We start from the raw sequence: 22,306 nt of genomic DNA, 5'->3' as shown, positions 1-22,306 counted from the left end.
TGCGGTCAGGGGTGGCGGCCGGGACCTCGGTGTGGCGGGGGTGGCTGCCGGGGTGGGTGAAGTACTCCACCTCATGGGTGCGCTCGGCGACCGGGGCCGCCGCGGCGCTGCTGGGGGGCGGCGGCGGATCCGTGGTGGCCGAGGCCGTTGCGGCCAGTGCGGCCGCCAGAACAAAACCGCCGGCGACGGCTGCGGTGCGTATGGAGAAACGTCTGGGTAGACGTCTGCGCACGGTCGATACCCCCCGAACTCAACTTCGTAAGCCGCCAGTTAAGCACGATTAAGTCGCCGCTCAACCTAGGGGCTCGGGCCGCGCTTCGGCAATGGGAATTAGGGAAGTCGCTAGTAATCGTCAGCAGTTGTCAGTAGTCACCGGCGTCCCTCCGGCCCCGGCCGACAGTGTCTCAGATGACGTCTCACCATGTGTTTTCGGGGTGCGATCGCGATCAGTCCGGCGCCGGGAGCCGTATCGTCGAGCAACACGTCGAAGGGGGGAAGGAGGGGGCAGTGGTGGACGGCGGGCTTGAGGATCCTGGCCGACGGACGGTCGCCGCCTGCTGCTCGACCGGCCCTTGATCCACCACCTCGACATGTTTCAATCCTCGCGTAAATGGACTTAGCTCGGCGATTAAGTTGCCGCCGAGGAGAAGAGGGCAGAGTGGGCGAGAGAAGCGCCGGAGACGTACGAACGGCGGACGGAGCCGCAGAGATCGGACGCCGGGTGCTCCGGCTGCGTACGGAACGGGGGCTCACCCAGCGGCAGCTGGCCGAGCCCGCCTACACCGCCGCGTATGTCTCCACGCTGGAGTCCGGGAAAGTACGCCCCTCCGAAGCCGCGCTGCGCCACCTCGCCGCACGCCTCGGCGTCAGCTACGAGGAGCTGACCACGGGCCGCGACCCACACGACGCGGTCCGGCTGCGCGCCGGGCTCACCGACGCCCGCAAGACGCTGGCCACCGGCGATGCGAAGGACGCTGCCGCGCTGTTCGAGGAGCTGATGGCCCAGGCGGAACGGCTCGGCTTCCGCGACGAGCGGGCCACCGCCCTGGTGGGGCTCGGCGACTGCGCACAGGAGACCGGCGAACTCGCCGCGGCCCGCGCCCACTACGAGGCCGCGGAACAGCTGCTGGCCGACGAGCCGCTGCCGCGGCGCGTCCCGGCGATCCGGGGGCGTGCCGTGGCCCACTTCCTCTCGGGCGAGCTGCGCTACTCCTGCTATCTCCTGGAGAGCGCCATCGACGAGCTCAACGCCTCGGGCCTGCACGACCCCAACGCCCTGCTGCTGCTCTACACCGCATCGATCGCCCCGTACATGGACATGGGGGCGCACGCCCGCGCCGCGCGCTCGGCCGAGTTGGCGCTCGCGCTGGCCCCCAGCGTCGACGACCCGGGGCTGATCGCCCGGCTGCACCGGGGCGTGGCCCGCACCCTCATCGCCGAGGGCCGCACCGCCGAGGCGGACGCCTCGCTGGCCAAGGCGCAGGAGCTGTACGAGCAGCTGCGCATCCACACCGACCTGGCCCACTGCCACTGGATGCGCGGCTACGTCCACGCCCAGGACGGCAACCTGGAGCGGGCGGAGCGCGAACTGTCCATCGCACGCGACATGCTGGCGTCCAAGCGGGCCACGCTGTACGTGGTGCAGGTGGAGGTGGAGCTGGCGGACGTACTGCGGCGGCGCGGGCGGACGGCGGAGGCGGAGGCGCTGCTGCTGCCGCTGCTCAAGCGGTCCACGGGGGACGGTGAACCTGAAGCCGCAGCGGACGGGGTGGCGGGAGACGGCGGTGCGGCGGGAGACGGCGGTGCGGCTTCCGGGCTCACCGCCGAGACCGGCGCGGTGCACGCGGGCGGGGCACACCGGCTGCTCGGCCTGATCGCGGAGGAGCGCGGCGACGCGGCGACGGCGGAGGAGCACTACCGCGCGGCCCTGTCCCTGCTGGAACGGACGGGCGCGGCGGGCGATCTGGCCGACCTGTGCCGGCTGCTGGGCGATCTGCTGCGGCGCGCCGGCCGCGCCGAGGCGGCAATGGACGCGTACCGCATGGGCCTGGGCCACCGCGCGGCCCCCGGCACCACCACACTGGGCCCGGCCCCGGCGGAACCGCCGGTGTGAGGTGCGGAACCGCCGGGGTGAGGTAAGGAAAACCGCCGGGGTGAGGTAAAGAAAAAGGCCGCCGCGTGTGGGGGCCGCGGCGGCCTCGGGCCGCGGGGTGACGCGGCGTGGGACCACTGTGCCCCGCGGTGGACGGGTGGGGAATCCGCCCCTGGTCTCGCGTCACCCCCGCCGACCGGCGGGGGTGCTCCCCCCGATGGACGGAGGTAGCCACTCCACTTCGTACCGCGCATGCGGCAGGCTGTCCGGGCAATGAGCATGACAGCCAAGGGGAGGGAGCGGCCGGTGATCCGTGTGGCTGTGGTGGACGACGAAGCGCTCGTACGGTCCGGGCTGCGGCTGATTCTGGGCACGGCCCCGGACATCGAGGTCGTCGCGGAGTGCTCCGGCGCCGACGCGGTGGCGGCGGTGCACAGCAGCGCGGCCGATGTGGTCCTCCTGGACATCCGGATGCCCGGCGTGGACGGGCTGACCGTGCTGAGACGGCTGTTGGAGGCGGACCGCGCCCCGGCCGTCGCCATGCTGACCACCTTCGACGCGCAGGAGTACGTCACGGCCGCGCTGCGCGCGGGGGCCGCGGGGTTTCTGCTCAAGGACACCGATCCGGAACAGCTGGTCGGGGCCGTACGGACGCTGGCGCAGGGCGGCAGCGTGCTGGACCCGGGCGTCACCCGGGCCGTGATCGGCGGCTATCTGGCCGCCGAGGCGGAGGCCACGGCCTCGGCGGCGGTCGAGGCGCTGACGCCGCGCGAGCGGGAGGTGCTGGCGCTGCTCGGGGAGGGGCTGGCCAATCCGCAGATCGCGGAGCGGATGGGGCTGGCGCCGAGCACTGTGAAGGACCATGTGCGGGCCCTGCTGGCCAAGTTGGGCGGGGTCAACCGGGTGCAGGCGGCGATCGTGGCCGACCGGGCGGGGCTGCTGGCGGGCGCTCCGTGGGCCGGGGGACCAGGAGGACCAGGGGAGCCAAGGGGCCCAGGGAGAACAGGAGCGGCAGGGGCACCAGGGACCGCAGGGGCGCCCGGGGGCCCACGATGACCCCCCGCGTGCTGCGCTGGGCGTCGCTGGTCGTCCCCATGGCCCTCGCGGTGGCCGACGCGCTGCTGGTCAACGGCGTAACGCTGGGCCTGGAGCTGAATGTGTCGCTGGTCGCCGCCACCGCGCTGCTGCTGCGCCGACGGCTGCCGGTGACCGTGTTCCTGACCACGCTGCCGGGGATCCTCATCGGCTACGTCTGGTTCGCGCCCATGATCGCGATGTACACCGTGGCCGCGCGCCGCCCCGACCGCCGGCTGCTCGCGTTCTCGGCGCTGCTGCTGGCCATCGCGCACTTCGTACCGTGGCCGGTCTCGGACTTCGAGCCGACCGCGTACCGGGAGAACACCCTGACCCTGATCGACGCGTCCGTGACCTCCGTCGCCCCCATCGCGCTGGGCCTGCTGGTGCGTACCCGCGGCGAACTGGCCGCCCGCATCGAGGACCTGACGCACAGCCGCCGCCACGCCGACGAGCTGCTGGCCCAGCAGGTGCTGAGCACCGAACGGGCCCGCCTCGCCCGGGAGATGCACGATGTCGTCGCGCACCAGGTCAGCCTCATCAGCCTGCAGGCCGGGGCGGTGCAGATCAGCGCGGCGGACGCCCAGGCGCGGGAGAGCGCCCGGACGATCCGTGAGCTGTCGGTGCGCACCCTGGACGAGCTGCGCCACATGGTGGGCGTGCTGCGCGCGGCGGGCGGCGACCTGGAAGAGCTCACCCCGCAGCCGTGCCTGGCCGATCTGCCGCGGCTGATCGAGCTGAGCGCGCTGGACGTGGACTACGAAGCGGACTACGGGGAGGGGGTGTTGGAGGGCCTGGGGCAGTCGGAGGCGGTCGAGCGGGCGGTGTTCCGCATCGTGCAGGAGGCGCTGACCAATGTGCGCAAGCACGCGCCGGGCGCGCGGGTACGGGTCCGGGTCAGCGAGGTCGGCGAGGTCGGTGAGGTCGACGAGGTCGGTGGCGCGGAAGGCGACGGTAAGGGCGTACGGGAGCTGCGGGTCGAGGTGCGCAACGGGGCGCCCGACGCGACGGCCACCGCACCCGGCCTGCCGGGCGGCGGTCACGGCCTGATCGGCCTGCGCGAACGCGCCCAGCTGCTCGGCGGCACACTGGAGGCGCACCCCTTGCCCGACGGCGGCTTCGTCGTACGCGCCCGCCTGCCCGGAGTCCGGCCCGCGCCGCGCAGTCCTGGTACTGGTGCCGCACCTGGATGACTGGTGGAGTCAGCGGTTCTGAAGGACGGAGATGCGTACGAAATCGCTCTCGTCCCGTGTCAAGAAGAGGGCGGATTCCTTGAGCGGAACCATAGGGACCTCAGTATCAATGCCCAGCGTCATCGGCCGCCCCGTGGCCAGTGACACCTGAACCCTGGTCTGTGTTGAATCGTCGGTGACCTCTTCACCTTCGGAGACGACACCGTACGCGGTTCCATCATCTCGTACCGACGCAAGGAGCACCTCTTTGCGATCCCCGTCTCCAGCCAGGCACAAGCCGCTCCTTTGCCGCAAGTCGAAGGCCAGAGGGCCGGCCGCCAGGTAGCGGCCATCCCGGGAAGCGACCGCAGGGTAGCCAGGTTGATCCTCATCCGGTCGCAGACTGCCGACGGAGCACGTCGTGGTCGCCTCGACCTTCCCGGTTTCAGCGTCGTGAACCGCCCAGATCGCCTCTCCGCTCTCAGCGGCCCAGCGGGCGACCAGATGCCCGCCGACCGCAGCCTCCACCCGCCCGTTCCAGCCTCCCATCAGGCTCCGTCGAGTCGAGACACCTTGCGGGGCGACATCGAGACCGAACCAGCGGTTGGGCACTCCAAATCCCCCGGCGGCCATGTCGACGACCGGACCATGCGTGGACGTCGCCTCAACCTCACTCCCATAGCACGCCGCTTCGTCGCATTGCGCCATCAGTTCGTCGGCGTCGCCATGCTGTGTAACTTTTCCTGTGGTCACATCCACGGAGGCGGCATAGTTATGGAGGGTGATTCCCTCTCCCCAAGTGATGAGAAGACCCGCACCGCCGTCCCGAACGGCCAGGCTACCGTTCCCGTCATCCACCGGTACGGAAACTTCGCGCAAGGGTACGACCGCGCGACCGGAGCCCTGAACGGGATAAATGGCAAGTTGAACGACCTCTTTGCCGTTATGAAGGTCGTCCTTCCCCTTCATTCCGTGTCCCCAGGCGACGATGAATTCTCGTCCATCTTGGCTGACAACGGTCAGGTCTGGAATCTCGGCCGGAGTCCCGGTGTCCGGGTTCCCCTCCGCGTCGTCCATGGGAAAGGGAGGGTTCCATGGCTTGCCAGACCAGCGGACCGACCCCGTTTCTGCGTCACGCACATGGACGGTGTAGCCGTTCGACGCGACGGTCATATACGCGACGTCGTTCGCCCGCCCCGCTACGGTCACAGGTATTGACTTCGTGGGATTCGGGACCCAGTTGAGGGTCTCTTCCCATCCCTTGGTTCTGTCATAAGCCGGGGGGACAGACAGCTTGGCGAGGGATTTCTCAGGGTGCGCGTCTTTAGGAGATGGCGGTCGCTCCCGCTCACCGCTGTCGCCCGAACCTCCACCACACCCAGCGAGTAGCCCCGTCACCAGCGCTAAGCACACCGCCTGCTTCATGAATCGCACGCGCAGGCTCCCCCTCCCTCACAGCAAGGCATACCGGCCGAGGTGACCGACAAGCCTCGTATCAGACCACGGCACGGTAGACGCAAACAGCCGACTCGGTCCGGGCTGCCCGTTCGCCGACCGTCGCGCCATACGCCCAGGGCTTGTTCGAGGGTGCGCGCGGGTAGCATGGGCAGCGCGCCAACCAAGACTCAGGGGACAGATCCCGGTTCGCCGTGAGTATCTCCACGGGATGAAGCCGCGCCGGGGGAGAGCGCGGGACACGGCCGAAGACGATTTTTTTCACCCGCGCACGAGGAAGCACGTGATGACCAAAGAGACACAGACGCTGGTTCTCGACGCTGTCGATTCTCGGCGAGTAGCAATGCTGCTGCGATGGCCACACACGTTCAGAGATGAAGCCCACTGCCTGGCACGGTTGATCCTTCGCCCCGCTCCCGTTCCAGCGGTGGCGGTACTGTCCGAAATCTCCAGCAATCGAGACAGTCGCGGCATCACCGGAGATATGGCGCGGGTAGCCGAGGCGTTCATGGAGAAGATGCGCCTCTACGCCCCACTCTCCGCCGAAGACATGGTGTGGTTCGCTCACCATGGCGAGTTCTCCTCGCCCGACGCTTTCGGAGCTCCGGAGACCTTTACTCGGGTGGAGATGGTTTTCCGCGAAGGGCGATTCCACGACGACTTGAGCGGCCACCACCTTCTTACTCCAGATGAGGTGCGTGACCATGTTGCGCCCCTGCAACTGCACCCGGCGCCAGAAGTGCTTACCGAACTCCAATCCGCCCGCATCTGACGAAAGGGCTATCGACCAGGATGTCCCTGCCAGCGACGCGGCGCCTGTCCGGCACAGCTCTACTCGGTTCGGTACGTGAAAGTCTCTCTCATTACAGACAATCGGTCGAATCAACTGGAAGACGTGCGACCATCATCCGGTTCTCTGCTTCGGACGATGACTCACCATCGTGGAAGCTCCGCATGGAAGCTTCGAGAGTTTCGGCCGAGCAGAAGGTCAAAGCCTTCTCTCACCTCGGGTATGAAGTCGACCATCAGGTACTTGCCCCCACTGTGTCCGATGCCCAATTCTCGGACCGGCTGCACAGGCTGAATGAAGATCCGCTCACCTCGGCCGTGATCGTGCAGTTCCCGCCCCCTCCCCACCTCGCTCCGCTGGTACAGCACCTCACCCCGGCCAAGGACATCGACGGACTGCTGGAGGACCGCTCTTTGCAGCCGGCCTGTGCCACAGCCGACGGCATCACCCGCCTGGTTGCACCGTTTGCCTCCGACAACCCCACCATCGCAGTGGTCGGCGCCCGGGGCTTCGTCGGTGGCGGAGTGGTACGGCTACTCGCCGCACAAGGGCATCAGGTACAGGAACTGGACGCAGGAGACGATCTGCGGGCCTTACGCGAGGCCGACATCGTGGTCAGTGCCACGGGGCAGCCACACCTGCTCACCCGGGAACACATCCATCCCCACCATCGGGTCGTAGTCGACTCGGGGTTCATGCCGCGCCCCGACGGCACGGTAGCGGGGGACATCCATCCATCTGCTACGACAGTGCCGCAATGCATCACGCCCGTGCCCGGTGGAGTAGGCCCGGTGGAGATGGCGGTCCTCATGGAGCGCGTCGTCCGCCAGGACGTTGACCCCGGTCTGAAGTCGTGGGCCTCACCCCCGGTCCCCTACCTGACTCAGTCGCAGGTCGCCGCGGTCAGTACATCGGTGCCGGCCCAGGGTGTCGGCCAGCGTGTCGCACCAGCCGCTCCCCCCGCCCAGGGGCTGCGTCTGCCGCAACCCGCACCACGGCAGGGCCAGAGCGGGAGATCTGTTTGAACCTCCCCGATGTGCCGCTCACCGGACTCAGCGTCGGCGAATACGGTGAACTGACCGCATACGAGATCGCCACCGAAGTCAACGCGGGCCGCTTGTCAGCGCGTGAGACGGCGTCTGCGGCCCTGTCGCGGATCGACCGCGACGATGAGGAGTTGCGGGCGTTCACTGCGCTGTGGCCATCACTGGCCGCCGAACGGGCGGAGTCGGTGGACCGGCAGATACGGGCCGGAGCGAGGCTCCCACTCGCCGGGGTGCCGCTGGCGGTCAAAGGCACAGAGGGACCGACATCCGCACAATCGATCCGCCTCATCGAAGCGGGCTGCGTCCCCGTGGGCGCGACAGCCACTCCCGGTCGCGGGACCCGCTGGCAGACCTGGGGTCATACGGACCGCGGACCGACCCTCAACCCCTTCAACTCATCGTGGACGCCGGGTGGGTCCTCGGCTGGCTCGGCTGTCGCGGTCGCCTCGAAGATGGTTCCCCTCGCCACGGGGAGCGACGGAGCCGGATCCGTGCGCATTCCCGCGGCCTGGTGCGGGATCATCGGATTCAAGCCCACCAACGGCCTCGTACCTGCCCGTGACCGGGCCGGCCTGAACGTGGGCGGCCCCCTGGCCCGCCACGTAAGAGACGCTGCCGCCTACCTGGACGCGCTCGCGGGCACGACGACGCTAGGCAGTCTCGCACCTCCGCTCCGGGCTTTGCGAACTGCCTGGTCGGCCACCCTGGGCTTCGCCGATACGAAGGCTCGCGTCGCCGAGACGGCGTATGCCTTCCTCAACGCCCTGGCCGATGCCCAGGCCGTCCAGATCCACGAAGCCTCAGTGCAACTGGCCGATCCGGCGGAGTGTTGGCAAAGCCTGCGCAGCTCCGCCGCCACGGACACGCCTCTCGCCGTTCGGACGAGGGAGTCCAACAACTGCGAGCTCGATCGCATCTTCACCCAGGTTGACCTCATAGCCACCCCGACCACACCCTGCGCGCCGCATGGCCACGAAGGACCGGGAGAAGTGATGAGTGTGGCCCTGACCTGGGCCTTCAACATCAGTGGACACCCGGCCATCAGCATTCCCGCAGGCTTTACAGCGTCGGGGGAACCGGTCGGACTCCACCTGGTCGCTCGGCGTGGCAGAGAAGTGGATCTACTGGCCGTCGCTGTCGTCGCTGAGGCCGTTGGCGCTGCCCAGCCGCCTTCTTAGAAGCACTGTTTCAGTACTGGGGCTCGCTGTTGTTCCGCCGCAGGACTTCGTCGGCAGCAGGGTGAACGGCTTCAGCCGTGCCGAATGCGGCGCTCATGAGGTATGTCTCGAAAGCCTCCTGCGCATCGGGGCGAACCGCAGAGCGCGGCGGAGGCTCTTGGTGAGTGCCGGTTGCGCAGCTCGCCACCTGCAGATGGGGGGCAAAGGCGTGCAGCATCGAGATCCACTCGACCTCCGCCAGCTCCCGGTGCCCCGTGGGTGTGCAGTAACTGCGCACCCACGCGGCGTACAAGGCCGTGAGATGTTCAACGACTGCCGTGTGTCGGTACCAGCATGGAGGCATTCGATTGTGCAGCTCGAACGTGGCGGTCAGCCAGCTGACCCAGTCGGCGAGCTCCCGCATCTTCATGCGCCGCTCGGCAGGGGGCATCGCAGCCCACACCCAGCCGTAGGGCAGTACATCGCCCCCGGGCGCTTCCGGCTCTGCCACCCACAGTGCCGCTGAGTCGTTAAGCGGATTTCCGGGAAATTCGGGCATTATCGGTCTCCAAGGGGCCGGCTGCGGACGGACTCTGAGTCCGTGCAGAAAGCAGCTTCTTGAGGTCCTTGTCACGGAAGGTGAGTCGCATTTTCACCTTGATCGGCGGCAGGTTGGAGTACTGGGCAATAGCGGTGAAATCCGGGAGTTGCTGTAGCGAGTGGACCGGCGCAAGGTCTGTCTCGGTGGGTGATGACGTCGTGGAGTACTCGCCGCGAGAGCGACCGTGGGAGGTGCGCATGGTCTCGGTCCGACCGTAGAGGCCGGAGAAGTATCGGAGAGTCTCCAGGTCTCCGCATCCCGGTAGCAGCATGCGCAATCCTGAGGCGGACAGCACGGTGTTGGCCTTCTGCGCGCCAAGCCGGTCCCGTAGCTGGGACAGGTCATGCCAGACGGTCAGGACATCGATTCCCATCCCACGACCTGTAGTGAGGATGTTCGGCAGTCGTGGATAGCGCAACATGTTTCCGGCCTCGTCGACCATCACTCCGAGCGACGGATCCAGTGGCTTCCCAGTGGCGTTGTAACGAGTTTCCGCACCATGGATGATCGATGCGATGATCGAGGTGATCAGCGGTGCGAAGCGCTCAGCGTCTGCCTCGGAGGCAATCAGACAAACGGTGCCGTTGTTGTCGAGAAGCTCCTCCACGCTGAAGTCCGTCGCGGCGCTGGTAGCCCGTACTTCCTCGTCGGCATAGACCCGAGCCAACACATTGAGAGTGAACTGGATGGAGCCGATACCGTCCTCGTGCAAGCGCAGCCAAGGAGACGCGTAGTCGTCGGCAACTTCGTTGTAACCATGCGCGAGGAGAACCGCGCGGACGTGGTCGACCGCGTCCTTACCCAAGGACAGCCAGCGGCGCATGTCGTTGATGCCGCCATCGCTGAGTTTGGCCGCGAGAAGCACGCCCTTCAGGACGTTACGGGCCTGGTCGATCCATGCGGCGGCACGCTTGTCGTCGCTGGATGCGGACGCCTCGGCCATCCACGCGGCCATGCGATCGGCGGCCTTGGCGTCGGAGCAGTAGTCCACTGGCGACCAGCGATGGGTCGCCCGCCCAGGGATACCCGCAGGGGCGATCACCCACACTGGGCCGAGCTCGCGACGGCGGGCGTAGATGACGTCGAAATCAGCGGCCTTGGTGGTGGTAAGCACCAAGGGGCCTTGCCACTCAAGCGCGTTCGGCAGAACCAAGCCGGTGGTCTTGGACGAGCCGGGCACTCCGAACACAGTGGCGGAGATATTCGGCTGCGCGGCCACGATTTTCTTGGTACTGACTCCCCGCCCTGCGGTGATACGGTTCGGCCGCATACGAGGGTCCTGAGGGACAGCCAGTTTCCTCTCGGTCTTCGCTCCACCCCACTGAGCCCCACCCGTGCGCCCTTGACGGTTGACGAGCGTAACCGCCTTGAATGCCAGAGCGAGGAAGGTGACAACCAGCAGCGTGAACAGCGAATAGAACACCCACGCCGGCGGAGCAGGGCTGAATGTCTCCGCCGGGCCGCGCACCAGGGAGGTGAGCACGGTGACGGGAATGCTGTCGCTGCTATGCGCCCAGCCTCGGCCGGCCAGGAGGGCTGCGAGAGGTCCCGCCAGCAGTGCGGCTGCGCCGACCGCCACAGCCAAGCCGGCCGCACACGCGGCAAGGAAGGTGCTGTCGTCCAGGGCGCCGCTGCCGCCTGATTTCGTCGGCTGAGCCATCACACCACCATCCGCTCATCCGTTTCGAACAATCGCTTCTCGGTGTGGGAGAGAATCAACTGCACCGCGTGGGAGGCGCCCCGACCGACCTTCCACAGCGCTCTGCCTCGTTCGCCGGCTCCCCATGAGCCGATCAACTGGCACTCTGCGTCCGTCAAACCGATCGCCTCACGCGTCAGGTTGAGGGGCTTGGTGTCCTGCGCGAGCTGGATGCGGGTTTCACAGGAGGCGATCAAGTCCTTGGCGAGGGCGACAGCCTCCGACCCCGCTGCGCCGACCGCTTCAAAGTCGCTCAGGCGGTGCGTGGCCAGCAGTTGAATTGTTCCGGTCGCCCGGGACAGCCGGAGATCAGCATCAATCTTCCGCACCATGGCAGCGCCTCCCGAGCGCATCTGCCGCCACAGCTCGTCCCGTACGACGATCCACGGTCGCTCGCCCGGCCGGTCGATCGCGCTCTGGGCCCAGGAAGAGACACAGGTCAAGACCATGGCCACCGTCTCGTCCCCGTAGTGCTCCAGGGCGGAAATGTCGACGGATTGAATTGGCGCGTCCCAGTCCAGACCGATCGAGGTCTGCTCGTCGAACAGACCGCCGAGGTGTCCTGTGATCATTCCGCCGAGTGCCGATCGAAGCGACGTCATCTGCTCTCGTGCCAGTTGCACGTCATCCCCGCGCACCCGCAGTTCACGGGCCATGGTCTCGGTGGGGTCCTTCAACTTCTCGTAGACGAGGGGGAGGGTTGGCACGCGCAGCCGACTCTGCCCGTACAGCTCACCGGTGACCTCCCGCAGCGCGATATCGAGGCACTCCTCCTCCTGGGGTTGAAGCGTGCGCCGTAGCTGGAGTTCCAACAACGCCTTGAGCAAGGTCAAACGGCGGCGATGGATCTCTTTGAGCCTGGCCTGGAGCTCCGCCCCGCTGCTGATCCTGTCCAGGTCGTGGCCCAACGGGCCGGCGTCCAGGGGGTTCAGCCGGCCTGGCAGGCCGGGACCGAGCCGAACAGGCTCGGTCCCCAGGTGGTTGCACAGCCCCTGGTACTCGCCTTTAACATCGCCGGCGATGAGGGTCCTGGCTCCCAGGGCCATCATGCGGAAGCACAGGGCCTTGATGTGCGCGCTCTTACCGCTGCCGGGGATGCCGGTGACCATCACGTTCGGGTTGGTTGTCAGACCCTCGCGAACCCAGGCGGCCGGGTGGGCCGAGAAGGCTTGCATGGTCATGACGTCCCAGCCGATGTACACCCCGATCGGCGGCATGCTGGCGGCGTGGAGAAAGGGATAGAGGCCGCTGATCTGCTCGGAAGAGCCGCGAAACACCTCGGCCTTCGCCGGTGAGGCCGCACGCCCGGCGAATGGCTGGTTCCACCCCTTACGTGGAGCAACACGCATCGCGGCTTCGGGATCCTCGAGGAGTCGGGACCGCCGCAGATCACGACCGCTGAGCTGGGTATCGCGGGATGCCGGCCTCTCGTCCCCAGGGTCGAGCAGATCCGACAGAGACTCGGATTTCAGCGTGTTGTCGGTGCCCGATCGGCGGTTGAACAACAGCCCCATCAGATGCCCACCCTACGATCGGGCAGGCCTTGTCCCAAGGGCAGTGCCGCGATGGTGAAGGCGTCGTCCTGTGCGCCCCAGCACCGCCGGAGTTCGAGCCCGGCCTGTGAGGCGTCCGCCTGGAGCTCGGCGCATGCGGTCTCCAGCTCGTCCAGGGCCGTGACGGTGACGGCGAGCAGGCAGGTGGTACGCAGCACGCCGTGGCCCGCGGCACGCGCCGCGTCCTGCTCGCGGGCGACGATGGCCTCGCGGCGCTCGTCCTCCGACTCGGCCCGGCCGGTCTTGGCCCGTAGCTGACGCGCCGCGTCCCGTTTGGCCTTGTCGCGAGCCAATTCCGTACGGGCCTTTGAGGGGCCGATCGGTTCAAACATCAGGCTCAACGACCGGCGGGCGTTCTGCCTCGGCCGGAGCAACGGCTGGAGAAACGTGGCGTACACCTCGCTCTTGGGCAGGCCCCGCACCTGATAGCTGACCGTCCAGGCCCCGTCGTGCCGGTAGACGCCCCAGCTCGTCTCCGCTGCCGCGGGTCCTGCCAAGTCCGGGTCGACTCCAGGCTCGGAGCCTTGCCATTCCGGATCGGCCGCGGACGCGGTGCGCCCGGCCAGGGCAGGCTGAGCCTCCGGATCGTAAGCGGTTCGGATGACCTGGGCGACCCCACGCGGCGTCAGCCACTCCGCGATCTGCAGACTCGCGCTGCTGATCGCGGGCTGCATCGCATGGATCTCGCGCACCAGGACCGCGGCTGCCCCGACCTGCCCACCGCCGGCTCCCTTGATCGCCAGGCGAGCGCGGGAGGCGGACAGGGTGATCGACAGATATGTCTCGCGCGTAGTGGCGGCGGGTCCCGCACTCATCATGAGATCGTCCAGCGCCTCCACGGCAGCCGCCGGCGCGTCGGGGGAGATGTGCCGCTCGGTCCAGGCCCGAAGCGCTGTCCCGTCATCGGGGAGGCTGCGCTGGTGCACTGAGATACGAGTGATGGCGCCGTCCTCCTTACACTGGGCTCTCAGGAATGCCTCCCACGCCGCGACACGGGAGTCCTGCCGGTCGGTGTCGATCAGAGCCAGGCCGGGGAAGGTGACTCGGCAGATCGCGGTATAGGTCCCGGCGATCGGGTTGTGCATGACCCCGATCTTGCCGCCGAGCCCGTCTGGCGCCTCCAACAGATGCAGACGCGCCAAAGTGCCGGGCAGATCCATTGGCTGCCGCCCGTCCTTCGTACGGGGAGCGAACACGCCGGAGAAGAACAGGTTCTTTCGTGTGGCCACGGAAATTTGATGCCTTACTGCGAGGACGATCCATTCGTTCGCGGTGAGCCCCAGGACCCGTCCGAAAGCCAGGAGTAGGAGGAGAGCCGACACCGGCAAGGCGATGAATGCGGCGGTCCAGGAACGGATGTAGATGGGGATGACGGCGATGAGGGAGGAAGTGGCTACAAGGACGAATCCCAGACCACTGAGATTGCCCATGAAGCCAGAGCGTTCCGCTTGCCACCCGCTGTGGGTTGCCGGGGCCGATGAGAGCGTCGACATGGGGTCAGCTCTCCTTCCGGGGCGCCGGGGCGGGTGGCGGGCTGTCCGGGGGGCTGGAAGGCGTCGGCCTGGGAGGAGACGCTTCCGGCGCCGCCGGTGCTGCGTCGCCCTCACCTGACGGCGAAAGCGTGACGCCATGACGTCCGCCTGGGGAGCCCTGGCCGAGCCCGGCGTAGGCCGCGACGTTCGCCGTCGCGCTCTCCAGGGTGTCCTTTCCAACAGCCGCCAACTGCAGCCCGGTCCCCACACTGGCGTTCAGCTTGGAGCCCGTCGATCCGGCCCCCTTGCCCGTCGTGGCCTTTGACCAGAAGCCGCGGCCGGATCCGCTGCCCCCTGCACTTCTGTCGTTGTCGGACTCCAGCGCCTTGGTGTACGCAGACCCACCTCCGGCCATTCCCGGGCCGCCGAGAGCGGACTGATTACCTCCGAACATCGAGGACACGCTCGATCCGACAGAACTGAGCATCCCGGAGCCCGTACCGCTTCCTCCCCCACTACCGGTGAAGGTGATGAACCTCGCCAGCGTGGGCCATGACAGCCCAGCGATGATGAAGATGAGCAAGCCGACCAGAACGTTACGGACGCCCTCGCCCTGATTTATGACGCCGAAACCGATAGAGAAGCAGATGACGATCGCGGGCTTCATGAGAATCAGCGCGATCAGCGCATCACGGGCCTTGGGCCACCACTCCCGGGTCGAATCAGCGACCTGGCCTGCCAGGGCGATCGGCATGACCGATACGAGGATTATGATCCCCGCCTGTCGGATGAGTATCTCAACCCACAACGCGCCCACGGCCAGTATGCACAGAATGCTGATCACGATGACGAAGCCCACAGCGCTGACCGTTCCCACGCCGCTCTTGGCGATCAACGCGCTGCCGCCACCGCCGATGAGTCCGGAGAACATTTCCCCGAGCCGCTGCTGCATGATCTTGGTGGCATCCTCCTCGCCTTCACCGCCACCCGCGAAAGTCTCGTTGACCAAGGCGGTGGAAAAGGCGTCCGACCAGTTGAGTGCCACCTGCGTGGCGAAGAGATAGACGCCCAGGATCACCCCCCACTTGGCCAGTCCTGTGATAGCTGTCACCAACGGTCCGCCACGCTGGCTCACGGCCAGCTTGGCGAACTGCACCAGCAGCAGGAACGTTGCGACCAAGGCAGACATCGCGGTCGTAACTCCGAGGATGAGACCAAGGCCGGTCTTGTTCAGGGAGATGGTCGAGTCGTCGTTGAACTCGATCGCAAATTCCTGGAGCAGCCATACGACGGATTGCCCCAGCTTGGCCGCGGCCTCTTCAAGAGCATCTGCGGCAGCGTCCGATACCTTATCGACGACAAAATCAACAACACTCCGCTTCTTGAACTTAAACTTGAAGCCGAACTTGTCCATTGCCTTGCTGTAGCATTCAGCGGCAGTTCCGTCGCCATCTCGCACACATTTTTCCGCCCAATCCCACCCACCCTTCTTCCTGAAAAAGTCAGGGGCCTCGTCCCTCATGTTCCTGATGGCCTTCAGCTCATCCTTGATATCACCCCCTTTTCCGTCACAGACTTGCCCTTTGATCTCGCAGTCCTTTGCATTTCTGCATGTCCGACGCTTCTTCGGATCCGGGTCGGTCGTGTCGCAGTACTCCCCCGTCTTCTTATCGATTCCCCACTGCTTGTCCTTGAGCTCTGCAGGAACCGGGTCATCCGGGGGCTTTGCATTGGCCAAAGCCGTTGAGGAAACCACGACAAGGAGGGCCAGAAGGATTCCCAGCAGCGCACCGATTCGGGCCGCAGCCCTATTCACTCCCGACCTCCCGCCAGCCGTCCTTGAAGGCGAACTTACTGTCGGGGAAATAAGCGCTCGGACTCGACTTCAGCTTGACGTACTTCGGCTCATCCGTCAGCTTCCAGTCGCCGTCCTGCCACTTGACGATGAGACAGTCCAGTTGGTTCTTGAGCGGATTACTGTCACCACCCTTGCCCTGCTCCGTACCGTAACGGTCGTGGACCATCCAGACCTCGACGACCTCACCGTCATCGTCCAGGCTCCTGCCACGCGATGCCTTGACCACAGTGGAGAAGGTGATACGGTCCGGCGCGCCGCCCGACGGGGGCAGGCCGGCCTCCTCACGGATGGTGCGGACTTCGGAGACACGCTCGTCAATGGAGTCCTGAGAGTCCGGGGAGGTGATGGTGGCCAACTGCTTCCGCAGGAGGACATCGTCGATGATGTCCATATCCTGCCTGTAGTTGATGGCCGCGGACTCGGCTCCCCAGCTCGAGTGTTCAAAGCCCACGCCGATGCCGTTCTTACTTGTGCGTGGTTTCAGCAGCGGAAGCTTGGGCCCTGTCTCAGGGGTGTTGTCTTCAGCGCCACCGGAGGGGCTGGGCCGAGGCTTGGCGGTCTTCTCCGCATGCGTCGGGCTCGACTTGGCGCGAGAGTCCGCCTTGGAGTCGTCGCTGCCGAGGCTTGTCACCGCCAGAACCCCACCCCCGACAACCACCGCACCTACCAGCACGCCGATACCGAGCAACCGCAAACGAGCCGCACGCGCCTTTTTGCTGTTGTAGTGCACTGGTGTGGCACCTTTCACTGCGTCATGTTGTAGAAGGCGAGAACCAGACCGCTGGTCACCCCGATACCCATGCCTGAAATGACACTCCAGAGAATTCCCTGCTTACCGCGCGCCGCAAGCCCAGCCCGTTCGGTGTTCTGTCCGATGGCCACGCAGGCCCAGCCGACAAGGCCACCCAGTACCGCCATGCTCAAGCCGATCCCGGCCGCCCAGCCCAGGACCTGACCCGTAGGGGTCTGGAGGGTCCCAGGAACGGATGGCTCGTAATCCGGAACGATGGGGTCTTCGGAGTCCTTGGGGTCCTTGGCGGCGATGAATTCACCAAGGCTGTTGATGGCATGCATCAGCTGACTCACGGTGCGGTTTACCCCTTGACTAAGTAAGATCGGACTGTTGAACGAGGATGGATTCGCCGCTGGGCGCAACCGGGGCAGGGACCGGTGCAGCTGGCAGAGGTTCACCCCACGTCTTGTGCAGGGAGGCCATGACAGCGCGGGCAAGCTCCGCAGCGGCCTCCAGGGTGCGTTGCTTCAACCGGGTTGGCTCGGCCAGCCCGTGTGTGCGGATATGCGAATCGAACGGCACGTTCACCACTGCGGACACCCGGTCCTGCAGCATCGTCGTCGCGGCCCTCACCGAGGCCGGTGGCCGACCTTCACTGATCGCCGCGAGAGCAATGACAGACCGTTGCAATGGGAGGCCTTCGGCGGAGGCCGCCATCACCATCGTCTGAAGTGCCTGCACTCCCGCCCCTGTGGCTGCCGCACAGAAGACCGGGACAGAGAATGGCAGCCCACACCAAGCCGAGGTGATGCCGTCCCTCCCTTCGCATCGTGCTGCGACGATGTCGTGTGCCACCGGATGTGACGTGTCAGCCACCACACACTGCCAGCCGCCGCCTGCGGCAAGTTGATACCACGCGGCAGGCTCCTGAGGCAGTCTCAGAGGTGCGCTACTCCATTGCTGATGATCGGTGAGAACCTGCCAGTTACGTCCCCCGGGTCCATCGCAACGGGAGGCTGCTGTGAGTACCTGACTTCGGGTGAACACTCGGTCCGCGGGCACTGAGACCAGTCCCTCACCCGGTTCATCTGTCCAGGACGGCCATGGTGAGGTCAGACGCGGGCTGGTGTCGAGAACGACAGCCTCCCCCATAGGAGACAGCGCACACGCCACCAGGCCGGCAATTGCTGAGCGGCCACAGCCACCCCCAGGACCGAGCACCGGGACAACCAGGCGCGCGTGCCCAGGCAACCCAACGACAGGCTGCGCCTTCTTGCCCAACGCTCCCCCCGACGATGGCCGCCTACACGCACTGGCTCAGCCCCCGCGTGCGCTTCGAACGAGATTCTAAGCTTCCGCCTCCCCTTGCTCGTGGAGACACAACGTCGGCTGTGTGGATTTTGTTGACTGCACGGTGAGTTGGGGAGTCGCTGCATCCACCTTTATGGCACTTCGCCCCAACTGCCGTTTGCGCAACGCGTCGCACACTCGATACACCGGCTCGCTCCGCAGGCGAGCGCCCGGATGCGAGAATACGCAGCCTGTGCTGCCCATCGGCCTGGGAACCAGCGTCAACGTTTGTCGGACGAGACGCTCGAAGGCGATCATGGGGTCAGTGAGACGGGTTGAGGGGGAAGGAACCTGATTGCGTATCGGGCGGGGGCTCAAGGTCGGTGCCGCCATCTTCGTGATGAGCCCAGTCGCGCTGGGACTCCTCATCATCATCTTCTTGGTCATGTCGGCGGATGATGAGGGCGGCGGTGGCGATCGTTCGGAACTGACATCAGGCGGGTTACGGATTGGTGAGGGCGCCGTCCCTCCCCAATACGCAAGCCTCATAGAGAAGGCCGCGAATGACTGTGACGCCGGTCTCTCCCCTGCGCTCCTGGCTGCTCAACTCATGCAGGAGTCCGGCTTCAACCCGCGGGCGGGCTCTCCGGCAGGTGCTCAGGGCATCGCCCAATTCATACCCGACACGTGGGCCGCGGAAGGCTTCGATGCAAATGGGGACGGCAAGGCATCGGTCTGGGATCCCGAGGACGCCATTCCCTCCCAGGGCCGGATGATGTGCAAACTGATGAAATCAGCCAAGAAGCACCCGAATTACCGTGGCAGTCCCAGCGAGCTCGCGCTCGCCGGCTACAACGCGGGCTGGTTTCGTGTCGTTCAGTTCGAGGGCGTGCCGCCCAAGCACTGGGCCAAGGGCGAGACATACAACTATGTCCGCATCATCATGGCGAACGTGCCGAAGTTGACCGCCCCGGACGACTCCGCCGCCGAGTCCGATTCGGCCTCCGGATGGGCGCTTCCGGTGAAAGCTCCTCTCGGCACCCCGTACCATCAGCGCGGCGGTATGTGGTCCAGCGGCTACCACACAGGCATCGACTTCCCGGTCCCTGTAGGCACGACCATCAAGACCGCCGGTCCAGGCACCGTCGTGTCCGCCGGCCCTGGCGGCCCGTACGGCAACCAAGTGATCATCAGGCACAGTGACGGTATGTACAGTCAGTACGCCCATCTGTCCTCGCTGACGGTGTCGGCCGGTCAAAAGATCAAGGCTGGGCAGAAGATCGGCCTGTCAGGGGCCACCGGAAACGTCAGTGGCCCGCATCTCCACATGGAGATCCGCAACAGCCCTGCCTACGGAACCGACATCGATCCACTCCGCTACCTGCGCCAACATGGCGTGACCGTCTGACTCGGCGAGTTCGGGTCGATCGAAGAGGACAGTGTCCGGTATCGAACGAGAGGCAAGCGTGCACGACGATCTCGCGTTCGCCCCCTGGGGCACCGTGAGCCCGGACTTCTGGGCCACTGCCACCACAGACGCTCCCCGTGCAACGGAGTCATCGCAGCCCGCGGCTGACCAGTCGGCATCTACTGCGTACCAGGTCGAACCGCCTCAGCCACCAGAATTTCGTTCGCGCATCGCAGCAGTCACCATGGCGCTCAACAGCCCCGCCGACAAGGAACAACTGACTCAGGCCGGCCTCGAGTCGGAGAGGCTGGACCAGGAGATCACTGCCCGTTATGGCGAGGCGCACCCCCACACCATCAACATTCGAGAGCTACGAGGATGGCTCGCGCTTCTCCTGGGTCAGCCCGGCGTAGCGACCCGCTGGCACTTGCATACCGTTGGGCTCCAGACCGAGGTCTGGGGCCCAACCCACCAGCTCACCCAGGGCTCCGCCCAGCGGGCCGTCCACGCCTGGCTGAAGATTGACGACCCTCAGGAAGGCGCCGTTATCGGCCGAGAACTGCTGGCCATGCTCGCGACTGTCCTAGGGGAGGACAGCAAGGTCACCCGTCGGGCTCTGAGACGCCTGGAGAAGATCACGGCCCAGTTGTGACAACCTGCGGCCCGTATTCTTGCCCCCTCGCACCCCGGCCCGCGAACTGCCCGCGGGCCCGGGGGACATCGGGTGGGCACAGGTTAAGCGCTCAGCGGGTCCACGGCCGTTTCGGTCGCGGCGGTCAGGTCGGGGTAGACGTCGAACAGCCGCCGTACGCCCAAGGCCGCGAGGACCCGGTGGACATGGGAGCCGTGGACCTCGCCCTGTGGAGGCAGGATCAGCCGCAGCCGGCCGGAGCAGGACCGCATCAGCCGCCGCGTCGCGATGAGGACGCCGACCCCGCTGGAGTCGCAGAAGCGGACCTCCTGGAGGTCGAGCACCAGCCAGTGGCGGCCTTCGGCCACCGCGTCGTGGACGTGCTGCCGGACCGCGGGGGAGGTCACCAGGTCCATCTCTCCTGAGACCTGGAGGACGACCCACTCCCCCCGCCGGCCCTCCATCACCTTCAACGTCACGCGCCCGAAGCCCTTCGCTCGCCCGCTAACCGGAATTGCCTGTTCCCCAGCGGCTGCCCGCCCGATGCCCCACCAAACACCCCCCGACAGAAGCCAGAGATGACGACCTTATGCCGTGCCGAAGCGTTTCGTCGCGGGATTCGTGCGCAAAGTGACGGGCCCAATACCATCCGCAGCCCCACCGTGCCGCACTTTGCCGCATGGGGGCGTGTTGTGTCACCCCCCGCACTACATTCGATATGACGGTGGCATCGGCCCCGAAAATCTGGAGCCGACGCCCGGACGACTCGAACACGAGGAATGGGGGCCGTATGGCGAACGACGCACCGCCCCGCTGGGATCGCAGGATGCAGCAGCGGCTGGCACGCGGCGAGGCCGCCGCGCTGGGCGAGTTGTACGACCGTTTCGCCTCCCTCGTCCACAATCTGGCCCACCGCGTGCTCGGGGACGAGGAGGCCGCCGACCGCGTCACCCGCGAAGTGTTCGGCTACGCCTGGGAGAACCCGGACGCGTACGACCCCAAGCAGGGCACGCTGCGCTCCTGGATCGCCACGCTCGCCCACCGTCAGGCGGTGCACCGCCTCCGCGAGGCCGAGGCGCGCGCCGCCGCCCAACCGACCGCCGCCCAACCGACCCGGGACGACCGGGCCGGGGGCGGCCGGGCCGGAGCCGGCCGGGCCGGAGCTGACCCCGCGAGAGACGGGGCGGGGCGCACCCAGGAGGACATCGAGGAGAGGATCCGCGAAGCCTCCGTGGCCGCCCGCGCCGACTACATCGTCACGTCCATGCCCGCCCCGCTGCGCGCCGCCCTCGAACTGGCCTACTTCGACCGCCGCGACTACCGCCAGGCCGCGGCCGAGCTCGGTGTGACGGAGGACGAGGCGCGACGCCGCCTCCGGTTGGGCCTGCAGCTGCTGTCGACGGCCAACGTCCCACCCCCGGACGCCGTTCCGCCTCCCGGTTACGGACGGGCGCTGTGAACAGCCCCAGTGACGGCGCCGGCGGCACCGACGGCCCGGGGCGGGGCGACGAGCCGCCGCTCACGCCCGAGCCCGCCGACGCACCGCGCATACCCCCGCCGCGGCCGGCCGCCGAGGACAGCGGCCGCTGGCCCACCCACTGGCGCCCGACGCCCGAACCCGCGCCTGACCCCGAACCCGCGCCCGACGTCGACCCCGACGCCTCATCCGACCCCGCATCCGACGCCCCGTCCGGTCCGGACCCGGAGCCCTTTGATCCGCCGCTCCTCTCCCACGCCGTGCTGAAGTCGCTGCTGGGCGCCTGGGCCCTGACCGCATGCCCACCCGAGGAGACCGCAGCCGTGGAGGCGCACCTCAACCACTGCACCCCGTGCGCCGAGGAGGCCCTGCGGCTGCGCGAGGCGGTCGGTCTGCTGCACACCGAGCAGAGCCTGGACCTCGACCCGCTGCTGCGCTCCCGCGTGCTGGCGGGCTGTCTGGGCCGCCGCCCGGCCCGTATCCCGGTGCCCGACTGGGCCGGGGTGTACGACGCGGAGGCCGCCCGGCTGGACGCGCTGCTGCGCGACATGGGCGAGGCGGAGTGGCGGGCGCCGGTGCGGCTCAGATGGTTCGACGGGGAGCGGCTGGTGGGGCGGGACACCACCGTCGCCGGGGTGATAGGCCACCTGTTGGTGGCCGACGGCATCCTCGCCGCGTCCCTCGGGCTGCCCGATCCGCTCGGCGCCCACGCGCCGGGCTCCCCGGCGGACCGTACGGAGGCGTACTGGCGCGGCGTGCCAGCGCGGGGGCCGAAAGCCGCCGGGGAGCCGGGGGCGG

The 22,306-nt window shown here is 67.2% G+C and carries 20 protein-coding genes and 1 pseudogene; 10 read left to right on the top strand and 11 right to left on the bottom strand.

Annotation, left to right across the window (positions count from 1 at the left end):
* Window positions 1–232 (bottom strand): annotated as a pseudogene (locus CCN51_RS36060) (M64 family metallopeptidase); the annotation flags it as partial.
* A 426-nt stretch (window positions 233–658) separates the two neighbouring features.
* On the opposite strand from CCN51_RS36060, the gene CCN51_RS36055 reads away from it, so the two are divergent.
* The 3 genes from CCN51_RS36055 to CCN51_RS36045 all read left to right on the top strand — a co-directional run bounded on the left by CCN51_RS36055 (window position 659) and on the right by CCN51_RS36045 (window position 4,359).
* Window positions 659–2,113 (top strand): helix-turn-helix domain-containing protein, encoded by a 1,455-nt coding sequence (locus tag CCN51_RS36055; protein ID WP_014177408.1) that lies wholly within the window; start codon window positions 659–661, stop codon window positions 2,111–2,113.
* 285 nt (window positions 2,114–2,398) lie between these two features.
* The gene (locus tag CCN51_RS36050) at window positions 2,399–3,148 is read left to right on the top strand and encodes a response regulator (protein ID WP_014177409.1); all 750 of its coding nucleotides are present in this window, start codon (window positions 2,399–2,401) and stop codon (window positions 3,146–3,148) included.
* Window positions 3,145–4,359, top strand: coding sequence for a sensor histidine kinase (locus CCN51_RS36045; RefSeq protein WP_043487070.1), 1,215 nt, complete (start codon window positions 3,145–3,147; stop codon window positions 4,357–4,359). Before CCN51_RS36050 ends, CCN51_RS36045 begins: the two co-directional genes overlap by 4 nt.
* Before the next feature lie 9 nt (window positions 4,360–4,368).
* Here CCN51_RS36045 and CCN51_RS54565 read toward each other — a convergent pair whose 3' ends face one another.
* Window positions 4,369–5,511: a hypothetical protein gene (locus tag CCN51_RS54565; protein WP_143675991.1), complete on the bottom strand. Its 1,143-nt coding sequence runs from the start codon at window positions 5,509–5,511 to the stop codon at window positions 4,369–4,371.
* 568 nt (window positions 5,512–6,079) lie between these two features.
* On the opposite strand from CCN51_RS54565, the gene CCN51_RS54560 reads away from it, so the two are divergent.
* Genes CCN51_RS54560 through CCN51_RS36025 form a run of 3 tightly spaced genes read left to right on the top strand, consistent with a single transcriptional unit; the run spans window position 6,080 to window position 8,807 of the window.
* The gene (locus CCN51_RS54560) at window positions 6,080–6,565 is read left to right on the top strand and encodes a hypothetical protein (RefSeq protein ID WP_143675990.1); all 486 of its coding nucleotides are present in this window, start codon (window positions 6,080–6,082) and stop codon (window positions 6,563–6,565) included.
* Window positions 6,566–6,585: 20 nt separating this feature from the next.
* Window positions 6,586–7,608, top strand: a complete 1,023-nt coding sequence (locus CCN51_RS36030; protein WP_078610514.1) for a bifunctional 5,10-methylenetetrahydrofolate dehydrogenase/5,10-methenyltetrahydrofolate cyclohydrolase — start codon at window positions 6,586–6,588, stop codon at window positions 7,606–7,608.
* The gene (locus tag CCN51_RS36025; protein WP_238545395.1) at window positions 7,605–8,807 is read left to right on the top strand and encodes an amidase; all 1,203 of its coding nucleotides are present in this window, start codon (window positions 7,605–7,607) and stop codon (window positions 8,805–8,807) included. The genes CCN51_RS36030 and CCN51_RS36025 overlap by 4 nt, the downstream gene beginning before the upstream one ends.
* A 10-nt stretch (window positions 8,808–8,817) precedes the next feature.
* Here the strand turns inward: CCN51_RS36025 and CCN51_RS36020 are convergent, their stop codons facing one another.
* Genes CCN51_RS36020 through CCN51_RS58240 form a run of 8 tightly spaced genes read right to left on the bottom strand, consistent with a single transcriptional unit; the run spans window position 8,818 to window position 17,443 of the window.
* Window positions 8,818–9,345: a hypothetical protein gene (locus CCN51_RS36020; protein ID WP_238545396.1), complete on the bottom strand. Its 528-nt coding sequence runs from the start codon at window positions 9,343–9,345 to the stop codon at window positions 8,818–8,820.
* Window positions 9,317–11,047 (bottom strand): type IV secretory system conjugative DNA transfer family protein, encoded by a 1,731-nt coding sequence (locus CCN51_RS36015; protein ID WP_193383728.1) that lies wholly within the window; start codon window positions 11,045–11,047, stop codon window positions 9,317–9,319. The genes CCN51_RS36020 and CCN51_RS36015 overlap by 29 nt, the downstream gene beginning before the upstream one ends.
* Complete coding sequence (locus CCN51_RS36010; protein ID WP_043487071.1) at window positions 11,047–12,600, bottom strand: type VI secretion protein; 1,554 nt, start codon at window positions 12,598–12,600, stop codon at window positions 11,047–11,049. Before CCN51_RS36010 ends, CCN51_RS36015 begins: the two co-directional genes overlap by 1 nt.
* Window positions 12,600–14,132, bottom strand: a complete 1,533-nt coding sequence (locus tag CCN51_RS36005) for an SCO6880 family protein (protein ID WP_014177418.1) — start codon at window positions 14,130–14,132, stop codon at window positions 12,600–12,602. Before CCN51_RS36005 ends, CCN51_RS36010 begins: the two co-directional genes overlap by 1 nt.
* A 4-nt stretch (window positions 14,133–14,136) precedes the next feature.
* Entirely contained in the window at window positions 14,137–15,927 is a 1,791-nt protein-coding gene (locus tag CCN51_RS36000; RefSeq protein WP_055413958.1) for a hypothetical protein, read from the bottom strand.
* Entirely contained in the window at window positions 15,920–16,699 is a 780-nt protein-coding gene (locus CCN51_RS58245) for a hypothetical protein (protein WP_238545398.1), read from the bottom strand. Before CCN51_RS58245 ends, CCN51_RS36000 begins: the two co-directional genes overlap by 8 nt.
* A 14-nt stretch (window positions 16,700–16,713) precedes the next feature.
* Complete coding sequence (locus CCN51_RS35990; protein ID WP_043487073.1) at window positions 16,714–17,055, bottom strand: hypothetical protein; 342 nt, start codon at window positions 17,053–17,055, stop codon at window positions 16,714–16,716.
* A 19-nt stretch (window positions 17,056–17,074) separates the two neighbouring features.
* Window positions 17,075–17,443, bottom strand: a complete 369-nt coding sequence (locus CCN51_RS58240; RefSeq protein ID WP_078610515.1) for a hypothetical protein — start codon at window positions 17,441–17,443, stop codon at window positions 17,075–17,077.
* A 946-nt stretch (window positions 17,444–18,389) separates the two neighbouring features.
* On the opposite strand from CCN51_RS58240, the gene CCN51_RS35980 reads away from it, so the two are divergent.
* Window positions 18,390–19,400, top strand: coding sequence for a peptidoglycan DD-metalloendopeptidase family protein (locus CCN51_RS35980; RefSeq protein ID WP_043490596.1), 1,011 nt, complete (start codon window positions 18,390–18,392; stop codon window positions 19,398–19,400).
* A 244-nt stretch (window positions 19,401–19,644) separates the two neighbouring features.
* Window positions 19,645–20,052 carry a hypothetical protein gene (locus CCN51_RS35975; RefSeq protein ID WP_014177423.1) on the top strand — a complete coding sequence of 136 codons (408 nt, stop codon included), beginning with the start codon at window positions 19,645–19,647 and terminating at the stop codon, window positions 20,050–20,052.
* An 83-nt stretch (window positions 20,053–20,135) separates the two neighbouring features.
* On the opposite strand, the gene CCN51_RS35970 is transcribed toward CCN51_RS35975, so the two are convergent.
* Entirely contained in the window at window positions 20,136–20,495 is a 360-nt protein-coding gene (locus tag CCN51_RS35970; protein ID WP_043487075.1) for an STAS domain-containing protein, read from the bottom strand.
* A 326-nt stretch (window positions 20,496–20,821) separates the two neighbouring features.
* Here CCN51_RS35970 and CCN51_RS35965 point away from each other — a divergent pair, with 326 nt between their 5' ends.
* Together CCN51_RS35965 and CCN51_RS35960 are read left to right on the top strand one after the other, a co-directional pair.
* A complete protein-coding gene (locus CCN51_RS35965; RefSeq protein ID WP_014177425.1) occupies window positions 20,822–21,490 on the top strand; it encodes a sigma-70 family RNA polymerase sigma factor in 669 nt (222 codons plus the stop codon).
* The coding region (locus CCN51_RS35960; RefSeq protein WP_143675989.1) for an anti-sigma factor family protein at window positions 21,487–22,306 on the top strand (820 nt) is incomplete at its 3' end. The genes CCN51_RS35965 and CCN51_RS35960, both read left to right, overlap by 4 nt.

It is taken from the genome of Streptomyces milbemycinicus (assembly GCF_002154605.1).
In the GTDB taxonomy this organism is placed as follows: domain Bacteria; phylum Actinomycetota; class Actinomycetes; order Streptomycetales; family Streptomycetaceae; genus Streptomyces; species Streptomyces milbemycinicus.
The sequence above is the reverse complement of the archived record's forward strand: the minus strand, read 5'-3'. Positions and strand labels throughout refer to the sequence as shown.

What these genes read in the sequence shown, in the direction of transcription:
- CCN51_RS36015 (WP_193383728.1), bottom strand. Translation starts at nt 11,047, where the DNA reads ATGGCTCAGCCGACGAAATCAGGCGGCAGCGGCGCCCTGGACGACAGC.
- CCN51_RS54565 (WP_143675991.1), bottom strand. Translation starts at nt 5,511, where the DNA reads ATGACCGTCGCGTCGAACGGCTACACCGTCCATGTGCGTGACGCAGAA.
- CCN51_RS36030 (WP_078610514.1), top strand. Translation starts at nt 6,586, where the DNA reads ATGTCCCTGCCAGCGACGCGGCGCCTGTCCGGCACAGCTCTACTCGGT.
- CCN51_RS54560 (WP_143675990.1), top strand. Translation starts at nt 6,080, where the DNA reads ATGACCAAAGAGACACAGACGCTGGTTCTCGACGCTGTCGATTCTCGG.
- CCN51_RS35975 (WP_014177423.1), top strand. Translation starts at nt 19,645, where the DNA reads ATGGCGCTCAACAGCCCCGCCGACAAGGAACAACTGACTCAGGCCGGC.
- CCN51_RS36045 (WP_043487070.1), top strand. Translation starts at nt 3,145, where the DNA reads ATGACCCCCCGCGTGCTGCGCTGGGCGTCGCTGGTCGTCCCCATGGCC.
- CCN51_RS36010 (WP_043487071.1), bottom strand. Translation starts at nt 12,600, where the DNA reads ATGGGGCTGTTGTTCAACCGCCGATCGGGCACCGACAACACGCTGAAA.
- CCN51_RS35970 (WP_043487075.1), bottom strand. Translation starts at nt 20,495, where the DNA reads ATGGAGGGCCGGCGGGGGGAGTGGGTCGTCCTCCAGGTCTCAGGAGAG.
- CCN51_RS36005 (WP_014177418.1), bottom strand. Translation starts at nt 14,132, where the DNA reads ATGTCGACGCTCTCATCGGCCCCGGCAACCCACAGCGGGTGGCAAGCG.
- CCN51_RS35965 (WP_014177425.1), top strand. Translation starts at nt 20,822, where the DNA reads ATGGCGAACGACGCACCGCCCCGCTGGGATCGCAGGATGCAGCAGCGG.
- CCN51_RS36020 (WP_238545396.1), bottom strand. Translation starts at nt 9,345, where the DNA reads ATGCCCGAATTTCCCGGAAATCCGCTTAACGACTCAGCGGCACTGTGG.